We start from the raw sequence: 21,950 nt of genomic DNA on the forward strand, positions 1-21,950 counted from the left end.
TTCCAGTTTTTGACTCGCAGATAGTAATAATGGTAGAATTAATAAGTACAATCATTATAGTATAGGAATTACTTTATAAATGACACCTTTATGTTAAATAAAATAAAGCTAAATAAAGAATAATATATAGTGAAAAGTAATAGTAAAGTAGAATATACTTATTATAAGAGTTTGAAAGATTAAAACAAAATATATTAAATAATAATTATTATTGATTAATTTCCGAAAAGTATATATAATATATTTAATTAAAAGCTAAGAAAGGAGTTGATAGCTTTGGCAAAGAATACTAAAGAATTAGACTTAATGATTATAGGTGGGGGTCCTGCAGGATTTTCTTCAGCTATATATGCAGCAAGAGCTAATTTAGATATGTTACTTTTAGAAGATAAAATATTAGGCGGACAAGTACGTAATAGTTATACAATAGAGAATTATCCAGGATTTAAGAAGGTAAGCGGGAGTGAACTTGCTGATATTATGCAAGACCAAGCTGAAAGCTTAGGAGCGAAAATAGATGAATTTGATGTGATTGAAAGAGTAGAGTTTAGTGGAGAAGAACTAATAGTTGAAACTGGAGATTATATTTACAAGCCAGAAGCAGTGATAATAGCAACAGGAGCAAGTCCAAAGAAACTACCTATTCCTAATGAAGAGAAATTCTCAGGAAAAGGTGTTCACTATTGTGCTGTTTGTGATGGTGCAATGTATCAAGATAAAGTTGTAGCTGTAGTTGGTGGAGGAAATTCAGCTTTAGAAGAAGCGGAATTCTTGACTAAGTTTGCTAGTAAAGTATATATAATAAGAAGATATGATTACTTCAAAGGTGAAAAAGCTATGCTAGAAGCAGTAGAAAATAATCCTAAGATAGAAATTCTTTATAATGAAGATTTGGTTAATGTTGAAGGTAGCAATTTTGTTGAAAAGGCTATTATAAGAAATACTAAGGATAATACTGAAAGAGAAATTGATCTTGAAGCTGTATTTGGATATATAGGAACTGAGCCTAAGACAGAATTATTTAAAGATTATATAAAAACTACTAAAACTGGCTATATAGTTACAGATGAAAATATGAGGACAAATGTTAAGGGTGTATTTGCAGCTGGAGATGTAAGAGAAAAAGAATTTAGACAAATAACTACTGCAGTAGCCGATGGAACAATAGCTAGTTTAGCAGCAGAGAAGTATATAGTAGAAAAAAGGAGAGATAAGTAATGATAAAAATATATTCAACATCATGGTGCCCATCTTGTGTAAAGGCTAAGAGATTTTTTGAAATGAAAGGATGGGAATACCAAGAAATAAACGTTGCTGACAAGCATGAAGATAGGGAAGAAGTAATGAGAGTTTCAGGACAAAGAACAGTTCCTGTAATTGATATTGATGGAGAAATCATCGTAGGTTTCGATAAAAAGAAAATCGAAGATGCAATGGAGTAGTACATTAACATTAATACCATATTCAGTAGCATTTCCAGAGAAAAGTGGTAAGATTAGACATGATTATAAGCAAGTTGGTGAAGAATTTACTATAGTAATTAAATAAATTATTATTTAATACAGATTATATGCAGTTTGATTTAAATAGAAAAGTTGATTTTAAATATATGAACTAAAAGAAAATGGAGCGTAAATTTACGCTCCATTTTCTTTTGAGTATGCTATGATTATGTTATTTAGCTAAAGAGTCGTAGCTTTTCCAAAGCTGATATTCATCTTTATCTTTAATTTTTAAGTAAATAGAACTTTTATCTTCTTTATTTATATAAGCAGTCACTAATTGTGTAAACTTATAACTATCTTTTTCACCTATAAGTTCCTCGCTATTCCCACTAAAAAATGATATTCCAGTCTTTTTATAGTTTTCAGGTAATTCGTTTTTAGTTTCTTTAAAGTCATAATAATAAGGAGTGTTATTAACTACAATTAAGGGCATTAAAACTCCATCTGAAGTTAATAGTACTTTATACGTGCTATTAAAAGATGCAAAAAAATTTTGACTTTTTGTATCTGTCATAATAGCAGAGCCTGTTTTTTTATATTCCTGTAATGTAGCTCCTTTTTCAGTGAATTCATTAATAGGATATTTATTAGGGATATTGTCTTGATTTACTTCATTATTGCTACAAGAAATCAATGCTGATGCGGATATTCCTAATATTAAGCTTATTAAAAATTTCTTCATACCTTTTTCATCCCCTTTAACTTTACAAGTGTAATTATCTTATTAAAGTATATGAAAGTTTTTTTATAAATATCTTTATTAAGGTTTTAAAATTATATTTGGTTAAAATAGTTTAGGTAAAAGAGATTTATTTATAAATACAGAAATTTATAGTATATATATGCAATTAAATGATATAATTAACAGTATTGGTAAAATAATTAGCTAAAGGGGGCAAAGGCTATGAATGAAAAAATATTAAATAAAAATAAACTATGGACAAGGGATTTTACCATTATAACTATCGGATCTATTATATCAATGTTGGGGAATTCAGTATCAGGGTTTGCTATTGGGCTAGTAGTACTTGATTATACTAATTCAACATTTTTATATGCATTATTTATGGTTGTATATAATTTACCTAAGATTGTAGTGCCTTTATTTGCGGGGCCATATTTAGACAGATTCTCTAGGAAGAAAGTTATTTATACTTTAGACTTTTTATCTTCTATTATTTACTTTGGGATTTTTCTTTTTATTAGTGGGGGATATTTTAACTATGGAATATTAATGGCAGTAAGTCTTTTAATAGGAGTTATTGATGGAATTTATGCGGTTGCGTATGAAAGTTTTTACCCTAACCTAATTACGAAAGGTAATTTTTCTAAGGCTTATTCAATTTCAAGTATGATATATCCACTAGCTGCTTTTATGGTTCCAGTTGCATCCTTTATATATAATTCTATGGGAACAGCAGCATACTTATTTTTGTTTAATGCTATATCGTTTTTTATTGCAGCTTGTTTTGAAGCAAGTATTAAATATAAAGAAACCCATATATCTAATGAAGAGTATAAGAAATTTGATTTTAAAGGATATAAGGATGACTTTAAAGAAGGATTATCTTATATATGGGTTGAAAAAGGTCTTCTTGTTATAACTATCTATTTTTGTTTAACTATGTTTTCAGGAGGTGCTACTCAGACGGTGCTTTTACCATTCTTCAAGAATAATCCGGGATTATTTAGTAATATTCCTATAGATGTTGTTACTTTATTTACTTTTGTAACAGGCTGCGGAGTTATAGGAAGGCTTATTGGAGGAATGATTTATTATAAATTTAAGTACCCTGTAAGTAAGAAGTTTTTAATTGCTATAACTGTTTATATGAGTATTTCTATAATTGAAGGTATTCAACTATTTATGCCTGTAAATGTTATGATGATATGCTTCTTCATCACAGGAATAATGGGTGTTACTTCATATAATATAAGAATTTCTGCAACACAAAGCTATGTACCAGATGAAAAAAGAGGTAGATTTAATGGAATATTTAATATGATATGTGCAGCAGGAGGAATATTAGGCCAACTTCTTGGTGGAGGAATGGCTGAATTTATTAGTGAAAGAAGTGTAACTGTAATCTTCTCTATTTTTAATATTTTAGCAGTGTTATTTGTAATGTATAGAGGAAGAGAGTACGTTAAGAAAATATATAATAGAAGAGTTTAGGTTGCTTGCTAAAAGGTAAGGGGGTTAACTTCGCCAAAGGTGGAATGAACTTTGCAATGGGGTAAAATTATATAAAATTAATATGAAGAAATGGAATGAGCTGAATGGGAATTAAGCTCATTCCATTTCTTGTTCTACATCATTTAATAAGTTAACATAAATCAATTCTATAGTTAATAAAATATAATTATATATAGTGTATACAAGGAAGTGATTGTATGAAAAATAAATTAAAAAGAAAAATTTATGATGAGGAATATATAAATATAAATGGTATACTTCAATATTTATTCCATGCAGGTACTGATGAAAATAATCCGGTTATGCTTTTTTTACATGGTGGGCCTGGTTCGGCAGAGTCTATTTTTGCTTATTCATTTCAAGAAAAATGGGAAGAAATTTATACTGTAGTTCATTGGGATCAGCGAGGGGCAGGAAAAACTCTTACTAAAAATCCAAATAGTTTCCCTACTATGGATTTGATGCTTGAAGACTTATATCAAATAATTCAGCATTTAAAGGCACGGTATAATAAAGGTAAGATAATATTACTTGGACATTCGTGGGGAAGTGTTTTAGGGAGTACTTTTGTATTAAATCATCCTGAAGAGGTTGAGTATTATATTGGAGTAGGGCAAGTTGTAAATATGATTGAAAATGAGAGAGTAGGCTATGAAAAGGTGAAGGAGCTAATAATAGAAGTTGATGATAAAAAGTCTCTAAAAACACTAGAAGTTCTTGGGGATTATCCAGGAGATAAGTTTGAAAATGATACTTTTATTAAAATAGGAAAGCTACGTAGACTTCAAAATAAATATAAATTGGCTATAAGCTTAAACTTTAAAATTATATCAATTGTTTTAAAAAGTCCAATTATGAAATTTTCAGATATATCATCTTTGATAAAGTCACTTATGGCTAATCAAACTTTATATTATTTTTTATGGGAATATGATTTGAACTCTTATTCCTTAGACTATAAAGTTCCTGTATATTATATTTTAGGAGAAAAGGATTGGCAAACACCTTATCCAATAGCGCAAAAGTATTTTGAAAGTATATCAGCACCAGATAAGGAGATATACATGGTTCCTAATGCAGGGCATATGACTATGATGGATGAACCAGAATCATTTTATTATGCTTTAAAGGAGGTATATAGTAGAAAAATGGTTTAAGTTTATAGTGAGATAATATTTTTATAAGAAAATATAGATTTAATTTATTATAGAGAGGTTAGCAATAAAGTCAATGTGGGGAAATAAGGTTACATATTCTTAAATTATAATTAAGAATATGTAATTTGGCTATTATAAATTGGAAAAATAATATATAATAGGGAAGGGGTTAAGTAAAGACTTTTTTAGTTGGAGGTAATTAAATGGAATTTTTAGAAATTATAAAAGCCATAATACTTGGAGTTGTTGAAGGTATTACAGAATGGCTTCCTGTTAGTAGTACAGGGCATATGATATTAGTAGATGAGTTTTTAAAGCTTAATGTGTCACCAGAATTTATGGAGATGTTTTTAGTAGTTATCCAGCTTGGTGCTATTTTAGCTGTTGTTATTCTTTATTGGAAAAAGATATTTCCCTTTACCTTTGATAATAAGGGAATGCATATAGAAAAAGATACTTTCTCTATGTGGTTTAAGATAGTAGTAGCTTGTTTACCAGCTGCAGTAGTTGGTCTTTTATTTGATGATCAGCTTAATGCATTATTTTATAACCCAACAACGGTTGCTATAATGTTAATAGTATTTGGTATCTTATTTATAGTTGTTGAAAATTATAATAAAGGTAAGAGACCAACTATTAATAGCTTAGCAGATATAACATATACTACTGCGATAATAATTGGTATATGGCAACTTATAGCTGCAGTATTCCCAGGAACTTCACGTTCAGGAGCAACTATAGTAGGAGCGTTATTAATTGGTGTATCTAGAACTGTAGCAGCTGAATTTACATTCTTCCTTGCTATACCAGTTATGTTTGGAGCAAGTGCATTAAAGCTACTTAAGTTTGGATTTAGCTTTACAGGAAATGAACTTATACTATTAGTTGTAGGGCTTGTTGTTGCTTTTATAGTATCAGTAATTGCAATCAAGTTCTTAATGACATATATCAAAAAGCACGACTTTAAAGTGTTTGGATGGTATAGAATTGTACTTGGTATTATAGTTCTAGCATATTTCTACATAATTAAATAGTTAGATTAAAAGGATTATCCAATAGTGATAGTCCTTTTATTTTTAAGTATTAGACAACCTAGGAAATATAGACCATCTCTACACAAGTTGTCTTAAGAAGTTTTTGACAGGTATTTTAAAATTAGATTTCCACAAGATAATAATGAATTTAAATTAAGGAGGAAATCTTATGAACAAATACGCAAACCAAAGCAAACAACAAGGACAACAAAATTCTATGCAGAATAATGCTATGAGCAATCAAAGCCAAGGATCAATGCAGTCAGGAATGAATAATGTTTCACAAAGCCAAGGTCAAATGCAAAGCAAGGCTCAAATAGACCAAAATATTGAGAACTTCAAAAAATCTCAACAACAAAATTCACTTCAATAGTTTAAGTAATTAATATAAATAAAAATAACCGGTCTTGTTGACTGGTTATTTTTATGTCATATTATATTAACTTAGATAGTTTGCAAATTTCTTATGAAGGTCGCCTTTAAGGTTGAAGCCTAATTCATTAAGAACTGTGTTGATAGCTTTAAGTGTAATATAAAGTTTTTCTTCATAGCAGTTTTCGCCCATATGACCTATTCTAAAGATCCTATCTTGTAGAAAATCAAAGCCTCCAGCAATTATAATATTATGCTCAGAATATAGCTTGTTAAATAAATCTTTATAATTGATTCCATCAGGAACTAATACTGTTGAAACGGTATTAGAGTGACAGTCTTTAGGTAGTAGGGCTAAACCACATTCCTTTAAAGCATATCTACAAGCTTCAGCATAACGCTCATGTCTTTGAAGTGCATCTTTATCATCTAAGAAATTATCAATAGCTTTATCAAAGGCATAAATATCGCTAATAGGTTGAGTATATGGGAACCATTTATTCTCATACCAATCATTCCAAATAGTAAGGTTGGCGTAGAAGCTTCTAATAGGAGTTTTACGGTTGTTCATAGCTTCTGTGGCATCTTTACTAATGCTTAGGAAAGTTAATCCAGGAGGAGCAGAAAGACATTTTTGAGAGCCACCTAGAGCTATATCAATATTCCATTCATCAACATGTATTTTTTCACCACCAATACTTGATACTGAGTCAACTATTGATAATATACCGTATTTTTTTAGTAGCGGACAGATATCTTTTATTGGATTTGTTATACCGGATGGAGTTTCGCAGTGAACTACTGTAGCAACCTTAAAATCATGATTTTCTTTTAAGAAATTCTCAAGGTTTTCAATGTTTATTCCATGATCTCTTTCTCCATGAAAGAATGTTACATTTCCCCCATACATTTCAGCAAAGTCTTTAAAACCATAGCCAAAGATACCATTTTCAATACAAAGGACTTTATCTCCCTCTTCAATTAGTGAAGCGCAGGCTGCTTCTAAACCAAGTATGCCTTCACCATCTAAGATTAAAACTTGGGTTTTGGTATGCATTATGCTTTGAAGTTTTTCACAAGTGTTTTTGTAAAAATCATAAAATTCTAAATCTAAGTCAGGATTAGTTATAGGTCTCCCCATAGCTTCTCTAACATTTTCTCTTATAAACGTTGGGCCAGGTGTCATTATTAGTTTTTCCATAGCTTTTAGCCTCCATAAATTCTCTTTTAATTATATCTCAGTTTTTATATGTCTTACTTTAAAACCAGCTCTTAAAGCTGTTGATATTGGAACTGCAATTAAAGTTCCGACAATACATTGAAGTGCATTAGCAAATACTGATTGAAGAGGTATTATCCAGTTTCCGTATATAAGGCCTTCAGCCACATAATATCCAACTATCATAACTATAAAAGCTATAATTAATCCTATGCTATTGTTTATAATGCTTTGCTTTTTGCTGTTAGAAGCTTTGAAGGCAAAGTACCCTATAGCATATCCCATGATTAATCTTATTATTAAAGTAAATGGAGCCCAAACTGCATATGGACTTAGGATGTCAAATAAAGCCATACCTATACCACCTGATAAAGCCCCAGCTTTTTTACCAAATACCATAGCTATAGTAAAAGACATAACATTGCCTAAATGAAATAATCCTCCACTGGTAGATCCGATTTGAATATTGATTGTTGTAGCTATATATACTAAAGCGATAAATAAACCATATATAGCTATTTCTTTTGCGTTAAATTTTGATTTGGAATTAGTGTTCATAAAATTAAAGCCCCCTTGTTTGTTAGTTGAATTTTAAATCATAATATTATAATAGGATAATGATGGAATAATGCAAGTGTATCGATACAAAAAGGTTTTGCTAGCATGAATATAAAAATATTGACTTCGTCAATGGGGAAAGGTGCTTATGGTAGGTAAAAAGTTTTGCTAACACAAAAGGGTGAAAGTTAGTAAGCTTGATAGGGAAGCTAAGTGGAGATATGACTTAATTTACATAAAAATTAATATATGGAATTATAAGGGTAAATATTTTATAATTAATAGAAGAAATTGATTTATAAAAAACGATTGATTGGAGTAGCAGTTAATGAAGATAGCGATTTGTGATGATGAAAGAGTAGAATTAGAGTTAATATCTGAATATTGCAATGAATGGAGCAAGAGTAAAAAAGATGTTTGCATTATAGATATTTTTAGAAGTGCAGAAGAATTTTTGTTTAATTATGAAGATGTAAAAGATTATGAGGTATTATTTCTTGATATACAGATGAGGGAGCTTAATGGAATGGCTTTAGCAAAAAAGCTAAGAAGCTTTGGGGAAGATATGATAATAGTCTTTATCACAGGTGATAAGGATTATGTATTTGAAGGATATAAGGTACAAGCACTAGATTATATATTGAAGCCAATTAATAAGGAGAGATTGTTTAATATTCTTGATAAGGTTAGTGAATGTACTAAAAAAAAGGAGGATTTTCTTTTTGTAAACTGTAATGGAGCTAAGCATAAGATTAGACAGTTAGATATATGTAGCATTGAAAGTATTGGACATGAAAGTATATTACATATGATAGATAAAGAAATCGTATGTAAAAAAGGCATAAGTCTTTTAGAAAATGAAGTAAAGAAAGAATATTTTTACCGCTGTCATCGATCATACTTGGTAAATTTATCTAAAATATCGACTATATCTAAAAGAGAAGTTATCTTAGAAGATGGCTTAAATGTTCCTATTGCTAGAGGGAAGTGGGAAGCTTTAAACAAAGCTTATTTAGACTTCTATAGAGGTGTAATATGTGGATAATATCTATGATTATGTTGCCAGCTATATATTTATACTACGTATGCCAGATTGGAAGTATAGAAGCTGGTAAGTTAAAGAAAGTAGTTGTATTTATTTTAATGAGTATATGTACCATAGTTAGTGCGATTTTTGTTAAAGAATATTTAGGAGCAGTATTAGGTACGATTATAATTATTTTATTTGATTTATTTTATGATGAAGAAAGTTTCCATAAACAATATAAATGGATTTTAACTTTTGGTGTAGCTGTATGTTCCTTATTTCTTTTACATAAGCTTTTTAAAAATTTTACAGAAGTAGTTGTTATTATAGCTATATTTTTGATTATGTATATATTATTGAGTAGTTATCGTAAATTAATATCTAGTAAAACTAATGTAATTGTAATAAGTATATATTTATCATATATATTTCTTGCCTATTCCCTTAATAATAGCAGATATAGTTATGTTATTTTATTTCTTGTAGTTAGTACATTTGGTGCTTTTGAGAGTATATTATTAGGTTATAACAAAATTTTCAAAAGAAAGACATCTGAATTTCAAGAAGATTTACTAACAAATCAGTATGAAGAGATTAAGACTGTATATTTGAATATGAGAGGGTTTAGACATGATTATCATAATCATATTCAAGTTATAAAAGCTCATTTGTATATGGATAGATTAGATTTAGTAGATGAATATTTATTAGAGCTAGAGGGGGAGCTTGAACGGATTGATTCTAGAGTTCGATCGGGGAATTTAATGCTAGATGCCATTTTAAATAGTAAGATTGCTATAGCTGAAAAATATAGTATTAAAGTAAAGTGTAAGGCTGAAGTTAATAAAGATTTACCTGTTAGTGATATAGACTTATGTGTTATATTAGGAAATCTTTTAGATAATGCAATAGAGTCTTGCCAGAAACTAAATGAAAATAAATTTATAAGAATTTATGTGGCAATAATTAAGAAACAACTATATATTTCTATACAAAATTCAGCTAAAGAGGAGTTGGATTTTAATGATAGGAATTATATAACTAATAAAAGAGGAAACCATGGACTTGGTATGAAGAGGGTAAATATATTAGTAAATAAGTATAATGGCTTTTTAAATCTACAAAATGAACCAGGGATTTTTGCTTCGGAGGTAACAGTACCTATATAGATAGAATTAAATTATCAATGTGCATTTCGTGCGGAATGGTATACATTTCGTGCGATTTTTTTTAATAGCTTTGTTTAAGTTATACACTAGTTATATAGTGATTAAAGCTTATAAATTTTGAGAGAGGTAAATAAGATATGATAGGAGATAACTTGAAAAAGAAATATGGATTAATTAAAAATATAATATATTGTCATAAAAAACTGAAGGAGTATAGAGGGGGAAAGTATTTTATTTTAGTGCCGCTATTTGTATTAACATCTGTAGCAGTTCCTTTAAGTATTGCAGTACTTCCTAGCGTAGTGATAAAAATTTTATTAAGCAAATTTGATATATTTAAAATGATTAGTATTGTTATGGTGGTTATATCAATAGTATGTATTCTTCAGTTTTTATTAAAGAGATTAGAAATTGTAGCAATAAATGAAACTTTTTTATTCCGTGTAAGTATTGCTAAGGAGTTTACAGCTAAAAGTATATCTATACCTTATGAAGATGTAGAAAGTCCTAAGGGAAAGGAAAGTTTTCAAAAGGCTATAGCTGCTATTTATAGTGGTAATGAAGTTGGAATAGAAGCCATGATTATGTTAGTAGCTAAGCTAGGTGTTGGAGTTTTAGGGTTAATAGTCTATGCTTTAATAACAGCAAGCTTACATCCAGTTTTAATGGTGATATTAATTATATGTCCTGTAGCAAGGTTATTTGTTTTAAATATAAATAGAAAATGGAAAGAAAACCATAAGAAAGATTGGATACCTATAGAAGTGAAAATAAGATATCTTCAAAAGGAATGTCTTGATCTTAAGCATGGAAAAGATATTAGGATGTACCAAATAGAAGGCTGGTTTGTAAAGAGTTTTAATAAGCTAATTGGAAAAAGACTTTCTTGGAATAGAAAAGAAATAATAAGGAAATTTAATTCGCAATCAGTAGAGAGAATAGTGAGTTTAATTCGTGATATTTGTTGTTATGGATATTTAATTTATGGAGTATATGGAGGGATGGATATTGCAGAGTTTACATTATATTTGGGGATAATTAGTGGGTTTAGTAGTTGGGTAGAAAAGATATTTAATAGCTATGGAGAACTTTTAGATAATAATATGATAATAAATGATTATAGGTCATATATGGAGCAGAAGGATTATTGGGAAATAGGTGGAGATAAAGAGCTTCCAAGAGAAAAAACACATACTATTACATTAGAAGATATTTGGTACACTTACCATGGAACTGAAGAGCCTGTTTTTGAAGGTTTAAATTTAACTATTAAAAAAGGTGAAAAGTTAGCTGTTGTAGGAATGAATGGGTCAGGGAAAAGTACACTTATTAAGATTATATGCGGTTTATATAAGCCACAGAAGGGAAGGGTTCTTTTAGATGGAATTGACATTAAAGAGTTTAATTTAAAAGAATATTATTCATTATATTCTGTAGTGTTTCAAGAGGTTTTTGCATTTGCATTTCCTATAATAGACAATATTATTTGTAGTACTAGTGAAAGTTATAATGAGAAAAAGCTAAGTGAGTGTATTGATGTAGCTGGATTAAAAGATAAAATAGATTCTTTGCCAAATGGGATTTGTAGCAATATGCTTAAGGATTTAGAAGATGATGGGATAAATCTATCTGGTGGAGAAATGCAAAAGTTAATGTTAGCCAGAGCTTTATATAAAGAATCATCTATAGTTATTTTAGATGAACCAACAGCAGCATTAGATCCAATAGCGGAATTTGAAATGTATCAAAAATATAATTCTTTTATTAAAGGGAAAACAAGTATATTTATATCTCATAGGCTAAGCTCAACAGTGTTTTGCGATAGAATCATATTCTTAAAGGCTGGAAAAATTATTGAGGATGGAAGTCATGAAGAGTTAATAAGGTTAAAAGGTGAGTACGCAAATATGTATGAATTACAAGCTTACTATTATCAAGAGGAGGTGGAAGCAGATGTGTGCTAAATCAAAGAATTATTTATCCTTCCATAAAGATGGATTAGAAGGTTTGAAGATGATTCACAAAGTGGATTCATCTGCTATTCCAATAACCCTTTTACATGCTTTAGTAAAAGCATTATACCCTTATATTACTCTTTTTTTAGGAGCTTTTATAATAGATTCTTTGATAGAAAGAAATTTTAAATACTCTATAATATTTGCTTTAGCACTTATAGGTGGAAATTTTGTTTTTGGAATTATTCAAGATATATTAGAGCGAGTAGATGATTATAAAGGTTGTAAGATAGGACATTTAACTACATTAGAAATAAGGAAAAAGGCATTAGAAATTGATTATGAAACACTTGAAGATGCTAAAACCTTAGAAAAACTAAATAGTGCAGTTTATTCTATGCAGTTTCAAGGTGGATTTGCAGTTTTACTTAAAAATTATTGTTCAATATTTCAAGGGATTTTCTCTATAATAGCATCTGTATCTTTAGTAGTTTATCTATGTTTTCAAATTGGAGTTCAAGATGAAGGCGTATTATCTATTTTAACAAGTATTACTGCTTCGATAATTTTTATAGTTATATTATTTGGAGTTACAATAATAAGCAATTTTATAGTTACAAAATATAATAACAATAAAAGCTTAGAGCTTTTCAATAAGCATATTAAGGCTGAAAGAACTTTGAATTATTATATAGAGCAAGTTTATAATGATTACGAAAAGGGGAAAGTTATACGTCTTTATGATATGAAGGAAATAATAGGAAAGAGATTTAGAGAGTCGAATGATTTTGTAGCAGGTGTTTTTGAGGAGTTTTTCCCAGTTAAATACTTTGTAGAAGGAGCAGGAACTTTAATTTCTGGAGTATCATTAATGTTTTCTTATATGTTTGTTATGCTTAAAGTGTTATCAGGTGCGATTACTATTGGTGGATTAACTAAATATGTAGGAGCTATTACACAATTAAATAATGGAATGATTCAAATAGTTAAAGTTAATGATGAGATTAGATTACAATGTGAGTATTTAAAGACATTTTCTGACTTCATAAAGTTAAAAAATAAGAGGGAAACAGGTACAATCCCTGTAGAGAAAAGGTTAGATAATGAGTATGAAATTGAATTTCATAATGTATCTTTTGCTTATCCTGGAAGTAGTGAAATGATATTAAAAAAACTTTCTTGCAAAATTAACATGAAAGATAAGTTAGCTGTTGTAGGTAGAAATGGTGCAGGAAAAACCACTTTTATAAAACTTATTGCAAGACTTTATGATCCTACTGAAGGGTATATTACTTTAAACGGAGTAGACATAAAAAAATATGATTATAAGGAATATTTAAAACTATTTTCCGTTGTTTTTCAAGATTTTAGTCTTTTTGCATTTCCAGTGGAAGAAAATGTTGTTACAGATGTAGAAGTAGATGAAGAGAGAGTATGGAAGACCCTTGAACTTGCTGGAGTTAAGGATGTAGTAGATGAAATGCCTCTTAATATTAAAACTCCTTTATTTAAATATGATGAAGGTGGTGTAGAGTGTAGCGGAGGGGAACAACAGAAGATTGCAATAGCAAGAGCTCTTTATAAGGATGCACCTTTTGTAATACTAGACGAGCCAACAGCGGCATTGGATCCTATAAGCGAATATGAAATATATTCAAAGTTTAATGAATTAGTTAAAGATAAAACCAGCATTTATATTTCACATCGTATGAGTAGTTGTAGATTCTGTGATGATATTATGGTTTTTGATAATGGAAAAATAGTTCAAAGGGGTAGCCATGATAAATTGATGGAGGATAAAGATAATATTTATTCTAAGTTGTGGAATGCTCAAGCTAGTTATTATACAAAATAATATAACTGTAAAAGAGAGTTATTAATAATTAAAATTTATTAAAGAAGTGGATAGATTTAAATTATCCACTTTATTTATTGTTATGTAAAAATATTGAATTTTAAATAAGATAAAATGAAAAACTATAACAACTTAGTTTTGTCGTAAAAAAGATGGGAAATAGTAAGGAAAATACTTGACAAAATTGGAGGTTTTATGTCGGAAATATCTATTACATTGAATAAACTATGTAAAGTGAGGAAAATAGAGGGTTTGTCTATATATTGTATATATGCTAAATAAAAAACATATATATAGTGTATAAAACAAAGGCTTTAGATAGAAAAACAGAGATTTTTTAAAGAAAATTCGTTAAAATTGGACTTGAACAAATATGCAGAATTTTAGTTGTTGGAGTATAATATTTTAAGTGATTATTAAATAGTTATTTACGATTATTAAGAAAAGAAAATGGGTTTAGGGGGATACACAAAGCATGGATGTAATGAAAAGAGATGGCAGCATCGTTGAATTTGATAAATCGAAGATACGTGAAGCTATAATGAAGTCTATGAGAAATGGTAGCGGTATTGTTATGCCAGACATAGCGAGGCTTATAGCAAATGATGCAGAAAAGCACTTTAATAAAGATAAGGAAATGGCGACTATATATAAGATAGAAACCTATGTTTATGATAGATTAGTGCATTATGGGCAAGGAGTAACTGCTAAAGCATATGAAGGATATAGAGCGGTTCAAGAGTTTAAGAGAAATACCAATACTACAGATGAAAGCATATTAAATCTTTTAGATAGAAATAATGAAGATGTTATGAAGGAAAATTCAAACAAGAATCCAGTAGTAGCAGCTACTCAAAGAGATTTAATAGCAGGAGAAGTATCTAAGGATATTTCAAGAAGAAAGCTTATACCAGCTCATCTAGTTCAAGCTCATGATGAAGGTGCAATTCACTGGCATGATATGGACTATACATTATCTCCTATATTTAATTGTTGTTTAGTTAACTTAGAAGATATGTTTGAAAATGGTACAGTTATAAATGAAAAGTTAGTTGAAACTCCAAAGTCTTTTGGAACAGCTTGTACAGTAGCTACACAAATTATAGCTCAAGTTTCATCTAACCAATATGGTGGACAAAGTATCACTATAAAACATTTAGCTAAGTACTTAAAGGTTACAGAAGAGAAGGCATATAAATTTTATTTAGATAAATACGAAAATGAAGAATTAGCAAAATCGCTTGCTAAGGATATGAAAATGAAGGATTTAAGAGATGGTGTTCAAACGATAAGATACCAACTTAGTACACTTCAAACTACAAATGGACAGGCGCCTTTTTCTACTATTTACTTAGAAGTCGAAGTAGGTCATCCATATGAAGAGGAAATGGCTTTAATCTGTGAAGAAATGATAAAACAAAGATTAGAAGGAATGAAGAATTATAGAGGTCAAGTAATTGGAGAAGCATTCCCTAAATTAGTTTATCTTTTAGATGAGCATAACTGTCTTGAAGGTGGAAAATATGATTACATAACTAAGCTTGCAGCAGAATGTACTGCTAAGAGATTAGTTCCAGATTACCAATCTGCAAAGATAATGAGAATGAATTATGAAGGAAATACTTTCCCACCAATGGGATGTAGATCACATTTAAGTCCATGGAAAGATGGAAATGGAGATTATAAGTGGTATGGTAGATTTAATCAAGGAGTTATATCTTTGAATCTTCCACAAATTGCCATCATAGCTGAAAGAGACATGGAACTATTCTGGGAAATGTTAGATCAAAGATTAGAGATGTGTAAAGAAGCTCTAATGATTAGACATAACATGCTTCTTGGAACTTTATCAGATACATCACCAATACATTGGCAACATGGAGCTATCGGAAGACTTGAGAAAGGGGAAAAGATAGATAAGCTTCTTAAAGATGGATATTCAACATTAAGTCTTGGTTATGTTGGTATTCATGAAATGGTTCAAGCGATGCTTGGAGTTTCCCATACTTCAGAAGAAGGAGAGAAGTTTGCCCTTGAAGTTATGAATCATATGAAGGATAAATGTGATGAATGGAAGAAAGAAACAGGATTAGGTTTTGGTCTATATGGAACTCCAGCAGAAAGTTTAATTTATAGATTCTGCAAACTAGATAGAGCAAGATATGGAGAAATACCTAATGTAACTGATAAATTATATTATACTAATTCATACCATGTTCATGTATGTGAAAATATTGATGCGTTTAGTAAATTAAAATTTGAATCTCAATTCCATTCAATTAGTAATGGTGGATGTATTTCATATGTTGAAGTACCTGATATGAGTAAAAACTTAGAAGCTGTAGAAGCTGTTATTAACTTTATATATCATAACATTCAATATGCTGAAATAAATACTAAGCCAGATGTATGCTATGAATGTGGATATACAGGAGAAATTCAGTTAGATAAAGAATCATTAACTTGGTACTGCCCATCATGTGGAAATAAAGATGAAGATAAGATGCAAGTTATGAGAAGAACTTGTGGATATATAGGTACTAATTTCTGGAACAAGGGAAGAACAGCGGAAATTGGAGATAGAGTTCTTCACTTATAGTAGTTAAAATTTTAAAGTGAAGAGTTGAGAATTAATGAAAAAGCCAGCGTAAGCTGGCTTTTAAATAATTTTTTATGGAGTGATGTATGTGAATTATTCTCAAATTAGAGCGTATGATGTAACAAATGGGCCAGGAGTTCGTACAACTCTTTTTGTGAGTGGATGTACTAATAACTGTCCTGAGTGTTTTAACAAGGATCAACAAGATTTTAATTATGGGAAGAAGTGGGATAAGGAAACGGAAGAAAAGTTTTTATCTTACGTTAAAAGCCCTAATGTTATGGGCGTAAGTATTTTAGGTGGAGAACCTATGGAACAGACTATGGATAGATCTTTAGTTGAATTATTAAAAAGAATTAAAGGTGAGACAAGAAAGAGCATTTGGCTTTGGTCCGGATTTACATATGAAAATATAATTGAAGATGAAAAGAAAAGAGAAATATTAGAGTGTGTTGATGTGCTTGTAGATGGAAGATTTGTAGTAGATTTAAGAAATCTTAATCTAAAGTATAGAGGATCAGAAAATCAAAGAGTTATAAATGTAGCTAAATCGCTAGAACAAGGAAAAGTAGTAAGTGAGATTTAGAATGCTAATTTCATAGATTTTACATATGTGTATAAATATACATGGTAGAGTTTTAGAGAAAGAAATTTAAAGAAATTTATCATTTTTAGTATAAATCTATAAATATTCCAAATAATACTAGATGAAATATTAAATGTTACTATGTTAATTAAAGGTAAAACCTATAAAGAGATAGTAATTAGTGCTTAAATAATAGTTTGGCTAGGAGGAAGTTATGGATTTATTATTATATTTTACTTTTAATTTTTTTATTTATGGATTTATTGGCTGGATATTAGAAAATTGTTTTAGTTATTTTAAAACAGGTCACATGCAAAAGGAAGGTTTTTTATATGGACCACTTAAACCCATGTATGCTATAGCCATGTCTGTTTTAGTTTTATGTTCTAAAGTAGATAATATAGATAATTATACTTTAATTACTTTCTGTTTAATAATACCTACATTTGTAGAACTGATTACAGGCCTTATAATGAGAATATATTTTAAAAAGGATTACTGGGATTACTCAGATTTAAAGTATAATTATAAAGGTATAATATGCTTATCTTTTTCGTTGATATGGACTATATTATCACTTATAGGTGTGAAATATATTCAAGAATATTTAATTGACACTTTCTATTTAAGTGTAAAACAATATTGGAATAGTTTTTGGTATTTATTTGTTGTAGCATTAGTTCTAGATAGTATGAAAACAATAAAAGGAATGAGCATAAGGAGAAAGGCAACGAATTAGATTTAGAAATGAAAATATACTATTTTATGTTATAAATTACATTTTACATATAGCTTTTAATAAATTATAATGATATAGAAAAATGAAAAGTGGTATTACTTATTTTTTAGCAATTAAAGTTAAAAAATAGATTAAATTAATTGTTGACAATATAAGTGATAGCTGATAAAATAACTTGTGTAAAGAAGAAACCGCCGTTTCTCACCTTACGGCAATGCTTAGTAGGGTTAGATTATTTGAATTATATCTAGATTTGTATATCTAGACTGTGATAGATAATAGAGGACGGCATTATGCCGTCCTTTTATTATATGTGTTTTTTCATCGAAACTTATTGGAGGTGAATGATATAAGTAAAAATTATACTTGTAACGAAAAAATAAGAGAGAGAGAAGTTAGAGTAATTGATGCTGATGGTAGTCAATTAGGAGTTATCTCTACTCAAGAAGCTCAAAGAATTGCAGATGAGAAGGAATTAGATTTAGTAATGATCTCTCCAACTGCTGTCCCACCAGTTTGCAAAATCATGGATTTAGGGAAGTATATCTACGAGCAATCTAAAAAAGAAAAAGAAGCTAAGAAAAAGCAAAAGGTTACTGCTCTGAAAGAAATAAGATGTAGTCTTACAATTGAGGAAAATGACATTGCAATAAAAGCTAGAAATGCTAGAAAGTTCTTATTAGATGGGGACAAAGTTAAGGTTACTATCAGATTTAAAGGTAGAGAAGCAACACTTGGTCATTTAGGAAAAAACATCCTAGATAAGTTTGTTTCAATGCTAGAAGATGTTTGCATTGTTGAAAAAGGTGCTAAACATGAAGGTAGAAATATGACTATGGTTTTAGCCCCAAAAAAAGCATAGACTGAGAGGAGAATTTGTTATGCCAAAAATGAAAACGCACAAAGGTGCAGCAAAGAGATTCAAAAAGACTGGAACAGGAAAATTAAAAAGAGCTAAGGCTTTCAAGAGCCATATCTTAACTAAGAAGAGCTCAAAGAGAAAGAGAAACTTAAGAAAAGCTTCTTACGTTTCAACTACACAAGAAAAAGCAATGAAGAAATTATTACCATACCTATAAGATAGAGGTTTAGGAGGATTTAAACAATGGCTAGAGTTAAAAGAGCGGTTAATTCGCGTAAAAATCATAAAAAAGTATTAAAGCTTGCTAAAGGTTACTACGGTGGAAAAAGCAGATTATTCAAAACTGCTAACGAATCAGTAATCAGAGCGTTAAGAAATGCTTACGTTGGAAGAAGATTAAAGAAGAGAGATTACAGAAGACTTTGGATCGTAAGAATCAATGCAGCTGCTAGAATGAACGGAATGTCTTATTCAAGATTCATGAACGGATTAAACGTTGCTGGAATTGATATGAACAGAAAGATGTTATCTGAAATCGCTATTAACGATGCAAAAGCTTTTGCTGATTTAGTAGTTATAGCTAAGAATGCTATAAACGCATAAGATACATAAAAAGAGCTGTCTATTAGACAACTCTTTTTATTTTATGCAAAATAGCATTTTAACATAGAATTAACAGAAATTTTGAAAAAAAACAATTGTTAAAATTAAAACATTGTGTTAAAATTTACTTAGCTAATAATTTAACAAATAAATATTGATTTATTATAATATAACTTTAAAAAAGTATATTATAATTGAGTTAATATCCCCTAAAAGAAGAGGGCATAAAAATACATTGATATTTTTATGTCTTTCTTTGTGCTTTAAAATATTTACAAAGTATAAATATTGTTTATAAAATAACAAATACGGGTGTAGCAAAAAACACATGTGATTTCAGATATAAGCTTCACATGTGTTTTTTATATATTTATTTAATTATAAATTCTTTTGAATAGCTTAAACTAGTACCACCCTTTGTGAGTTGATGAACTGTTATGGTAGAATTAGGTTCTAGAGTTAATTCATCTACTCTAAGAAGCTGTGGACTTATATATATAGTTTCAAATTCCTCATCATTTATATATACTTTACTGAATGGGGTAAAATTTTCTCCTCTTATAAAAAGTTGTTTATTTTCCTCAAAAGCATCTGTAATAGAGATTGTATCTATTCCCATTTTAAGGTTAGTAGCTATAAAAGGTGTTTCACCATTATAAATATATTTTTCACCGTAGAGCATGTCATATTGAAGCAACTCAAGATCCACCATATAATTTAATGAATTACTAGAATTGTTATGATATCTATTTAAAATACCATTATCTATGCCTACTCTATTTAATAAAGAGGAAGTAAGTTGGAAAGCCTCTAAAGTTTTATCTTCTTTAGGTAAATTAAAATTATCCCAAATTACATATTCAGTTTGAAATATTGAGTTATTTAAAAGATCTTCATCTTCAAGATCGAAAGTTGGAAGATGATCTCCATACATTACTAAAACAACTTTTTCATCTAGCTTTGATAATACATCTGTTAAGTCTTTTATAAAATTATCCATTTCATAAAGTTGATTTACATAGTAGGTAAAAGAGTTAGTATCTTCTTCACTTTCAAGTCCGCTTACAGTAATTCTAGGATTATCTAACAAGGCTTCACTTGGATAGTGACCATGACCTTGAACTGATATTGTATAAATAAAATCTTTTTTATCAGTAGAATTTAAAGCTTTTAATATTTCATCTGTTAAAATATAATCTTTACTCCAACCAGTAGGGGTAGTATCTGTGTTAGCCATATATTCTAAAGAAGTAAAGGTGTCAAATCCAAGTTGTGAAAAGACAAAATCTCTATCATAAAATGTACCAGTATTATTATGAATAGCGTGGGTGCTATAATTATTATCCTTTAAGGTATAATTAACACTTTCACAAGTTGTTTCTTTTAAAATTGTTTTATAAGGATATTCACCAGGTCCAAAAAAATCTAAACTCATACCTGATATAACTTCAAATTCAGTATTTGCAGTTCCAGCACCTACAGAAGGAACATTTAAATATCCAGAGGAATAGTTGTTGCTTAGCTCTCTAAAATATGGAATTGGATCTTCTGAAAAACTTAATCCCTTAACTAATGTAGGATCAAAAAATGATTCTAATTGAATCATTATAATATTAGGTAAATCCTCATTAGATTTAGTAGTAAGTTTATTGCCATTAGATGCTATTAAAATAGGATCTTCTTTCGCTATATCGCTATTTAAAATATTAGCTATAGTTTCTTTTGAATAATTGCTAGGTTTTTTAATACCTGTATTAAGCAAGGTATTTGAGAAACAATAAGGAAAACCATAGTCTAAATAAGCAAAGGCAATATTCCCAAAATAATCAGCTAAAATGTTAGTGGAAATTAATACTTTAGTACTTATTAATAGGAATAGACTAAGTATTATAATAGCTAGTCCGTTTTTTTTGTAATTAATTGATGACTTCAGCTTTGGTCCACGAATATATAAAATAATTAAATAGACAAGTAAAGCTAGTAATCCAATACCTATTACTACCATAAAAAATGGGGATAAATATGATGAAGCAATTTCAAGCCCATTTTTTATTAACCTAAAGTCAGTAGCAGTAAAGGGAGTGACCCTACAACGCAATATAATTCCGTTTGTAATACCAAATCCAAGCCAAACAGCTGAAATTATAAAAAGGACAAATTTACGTCTTTTGAATAAAAAACTAAAAGATAAAGTAAATAATATTATTAAAGCATTATAAAAAAACACTATGGGACTTTTAAATATATAATTAAAAAAGTCTGAAAAAGTTTTTCTGCCTAAAATTTCAATTATTAGATTAATAAATATTGCAGTAAAAATACAAGTATAAATTGGGTGTGAAGATACCCTTTTTGCTAAGTTTTTCATATAAACATCTCCGTAACAAAAATTAGAAATTCTATAAACTATTATACAATTATTGTAAAAAAAATCAATCAAAAAATAATATATGATTTATGCTTAATTTTGGTTATAAGAAAAATGATTTAAATTAAAAAATCAGAATTATTTC

20 protein-coding genes are annotated in these 21,950 nt (G+C 29.1%); 16 read left to right on the forward strand and 4 right to left on the reverse strand.

Features of this window, described 5'->3' with window-relative positions:
• Positions 1-306 precede the first annotated feature (306 nt).
• Positions 307-1,218: a thioredoxin-disulfide reductase gene (trxB, locus tag H8S20_RS12550; RefSeq protein WP_186860358.1), complete on the forward strand. Its 912-nt coding sequence runs from the start codon at positions 307-309 to the stop codon at positions 1,216-1,218.
• Positions 1,218-1,442, forward strand: coding sequence for a glutaredoxin domain-containing protein (locus tag H8S20_RS12555; protein ID WP_032119407.1), 225 nt, complete (start codon positions 1,218-1,220; stop codon positions 1,440-1,442). Before trxB ends, H8S20_RS12555 begins: the two co-directional genes overlap by 1 nt.
• Before the next feature lie 232 nt (positions 1,443-1,674).
• Here the strand turns inward: H8S20_RS12555 and H8S20_RS12560 are convergent, their stop codons facing one another.
• Positions 1,675-2,187, reverse strand: coding sequence for a hypothetical protein (locus tag H8S20_RS12560; protein WP_186860343.1), 513 nt, complete (start codon positions 2,185-2,187; stop codon positions 1,675-1,677).
• Between the two features lie 222 nt (positions 2,188-2,409).
• On the opposite strand from H8S20_RS12560, the gene H8S20_RS12565 reads away from it, so the two are divergent.
• The 4 genes from H8S20_RS12565 (at position 2,410) to H8S20_RS12580 (ending at position 6,266) form a co-directional block, all read left to right on the forward strand.
• Positions 2,410-3,681: an MFS transporter gene (locus H8S20_RS12565; RefSeq protein WP_186860344.1), complete on the forward strand. Its 1,272-nt coding sequence runs from the start codon at positions 2,410-2,412 to the stop codon at positions 3,679-3,681.
• Between the two features lie 218 nt (positions 3,682-3,899).
• On the forward strand, positions 3,900-4,859 hold the full coding sequence (locus H8S20_RS12570) for an alpha/beta hydrolase (RefSeq protein WP_186860345.1): 960 nt from the start codon (positions 3,900-3,902) through the stop codon (positions 4,857-4,859).
• A gap of 203 nt (positions 4,860-5,062) precedes the next feature.
• Positions 5,063-5,893, forward strand: a complete 831-nt coding sequence (locus H8S20_RS12575) for an undecaprenyl-diphosphate phosphatase (protein WP_032119403.1) — start codon at positions 5,063-5,065, stop codon at positions 5,891-5,893.
• 169 nt (positions 5,894-6,062) lie between these two features.
• Positions 6,063-6,266: a hypothetical protein gene (locus H8S20_RS12580; RefSeq protein ID WP_032119402.1), complete on the forward strand. Its 204-nt coding sequence runs from the start codon at positions 6,063-6,065 to the stop codon at positions 6,264-6,266.
• 66 nt (positions 6,267-6,332) lie between these two features.
• On the opposite strand, the gene H8S20_RS12585 is transcribed toward H8S20_RS12580, so the two are convergent.
• Positions 6,333-7,466, reverse strand: coding sequence for a pyridoxal-phosphate-dependent aminotransferase family protein (locus H8S20_RS12585; RefSeq protein ID WP_186860346.1), 1,134 nt, complete (start codon positions 7,464-7,466; stop codon positions 6,333-6,335).
• Positions 7,467-7,496: 30 nt separating this feature from the next.
• Complete coding sequence (locus H8S20_RS12590; protein ID WP_032119400.1) at positions 7,497-8,042, reverse strand: ECF transporter S component; 546 nt, start codon at positions 8,040-8,042, stop codon at positions 7,497-7,499.
• A 328-nt stretch (positions 8,043-8,370) separates the two neighbouring features.
• Here H8S20_RS12590 and H8S20_RS12595 point away from each other — a divergent pair, with 328 nt between their 5' ends.
• The 10 genes from H8S20_RS12595 (at position 8,371) to rplT (ending at position 19,437) form a co-directional block, all read left to right on the forward strand.
• The gene (locus tag H8S20_RS12595) at positions 8,371-9,087 is read left to right on the forward strand and encodes a LytR/AlgR family response regulator transcription factor (protein WP_032119399.1); all 717 of its coding nucleotides are present in this window, start codon (positions 8,371-8,373) and stop codon (positions 9,085-9,087) included.
• On the forward strand, positions 9,078-10,238 hold the full coding sequence (locus H8S20_RS12600; RefSeq protein WP_243177659.1) for a sensor histidine kinase: 1,161 nt from the start codon (positions 9,078-9,080) through the stop codon (positions 10,236-10,238). The genes H8S20_RS12595 and H8S20_RS12600 overlap by 10 nt, the downstream gene beginning before the upstream one ends.
• A gap of 137 nt (positions 10,239-10,375) precedes the next feature.
• The gene (locus tag H8S20_RS12605) at positions 10,376-12,202 is read left to right on the forward strand and encodes an ABC transporter ATP-binding protein (RefSeq protein WP_186860347.1); all 1,827 of its coding nucleotides are present in this window, start codon (positions 10,376-10,378) and stop codon (positions 12,200-12,202) included.
• Positions 12,192-14,048 (forward strand): ABC transporter ATP-binding protein, encoded by a 1,857-nt coding sequence (locus H8S20_RS12610; protein WP_186860348.1) that lies wholly within the window; start codon positions 12,192-12,194, stop codon positions 14,046-14,048. The genes H8S20_RS12605 and H8S20_RS12610 overlap by 11 nt, the downstream gene beginning before the upstream one ends.
• 475 nt (positions 14,049-14,523) lie before the next feature.
• Entirely contained in the window at positions 14,524-16,647 is a 2,124-nt protein-coding gene (nrdD, locus tag H8S20_RS12615; protein ID WP_032119396.1) for an anaerobic ribonucleoside-triphosphate reductase, read from the forward strand.
• Between the two features lie 82 nt (positions 16,648-16,729).
• A complete protein-coding gene (nrdG, locus tag H8S20_RS12620; protein ID WP_207725321.1) occupies positions 16,730-17,233 on the forward strand; it encodes an anaerobic ribonucleoside-triphosphate reductase activating protein in 504 nt (167 codons plus the stop codon).
• A gap of 214 nt (positions 17,234-17,447) precedes the next feature.
• Positions 17,448-17,972, forward strand: a complete 525-nt coding sequence (locus H8S20_RS12625; protein WP_032119394.1) for a putative ABC transporter permease — start codon at positions 17,448-17,450, stop codon at positions 17,970-17,972.
• A gap of 340 nt (positions 17,973-18,312) precedes the next feature.
• Entirely contained in the window at positions 18,313-18,834 is a 522-nt protein-coding gene (gene infC / locus H8S20_RS12630; RefSeq protein WP_032119540.1) for a translation initiation factor IF-3, read from the forward strand.
• A 19-nt stretch (positions 18,835-18,853) separates the two neighbouring features.
• Positions 18,854-19,051, forward strand: a complete 198-nt coding sequence (gene rpmI, locus H8S20_RS12635; RefSeq protein ID WP_032119393.1) for a 50S ribosomal protein L35 — start codon at positions 18,854-18,856, stop codon at positions 19,049-19,051.
• 26 nt (positions 19,052-19,077) lie between these two features.
• Positions 19,078-19,437, forward strand: coding sequence for a 50S ribosomal protein L20 (gene rplT / locus H8S20_RS12640; RefSeq protein WP_032119392.1), 360 nt, complete (start codon positions 19,078-19,080; stop codon positions 19,435-19,437).
• A 370-nt stretch (positions 19,438-19,807) separates the two neighbouring features.
• Here rplT and H8S20_RS12645 read toward each other — a convergent pair whose 3' ends face one another.
• A complete protein-coding gene (locus H8S20_RS12645; RefSeq protein ID WP_186860349.1) occupies positions 19,808-21,805 on the reverse strand; it encodes an LTA synthase family protein in 1,998 nt (665 codons plus the stop codon).
• Positions 21,806-21,950 lie beyond the last annotated feature (145 nt).

This window comes from Clostridium hominis (assembly GCF_014287825.1).
GTDB classification, from domain to species: domain Bacteria; phylum Bacillota; class Clostridia; order Clostridiales; family Clostridiaceae; genus Clostridium; species Clostridium hominis.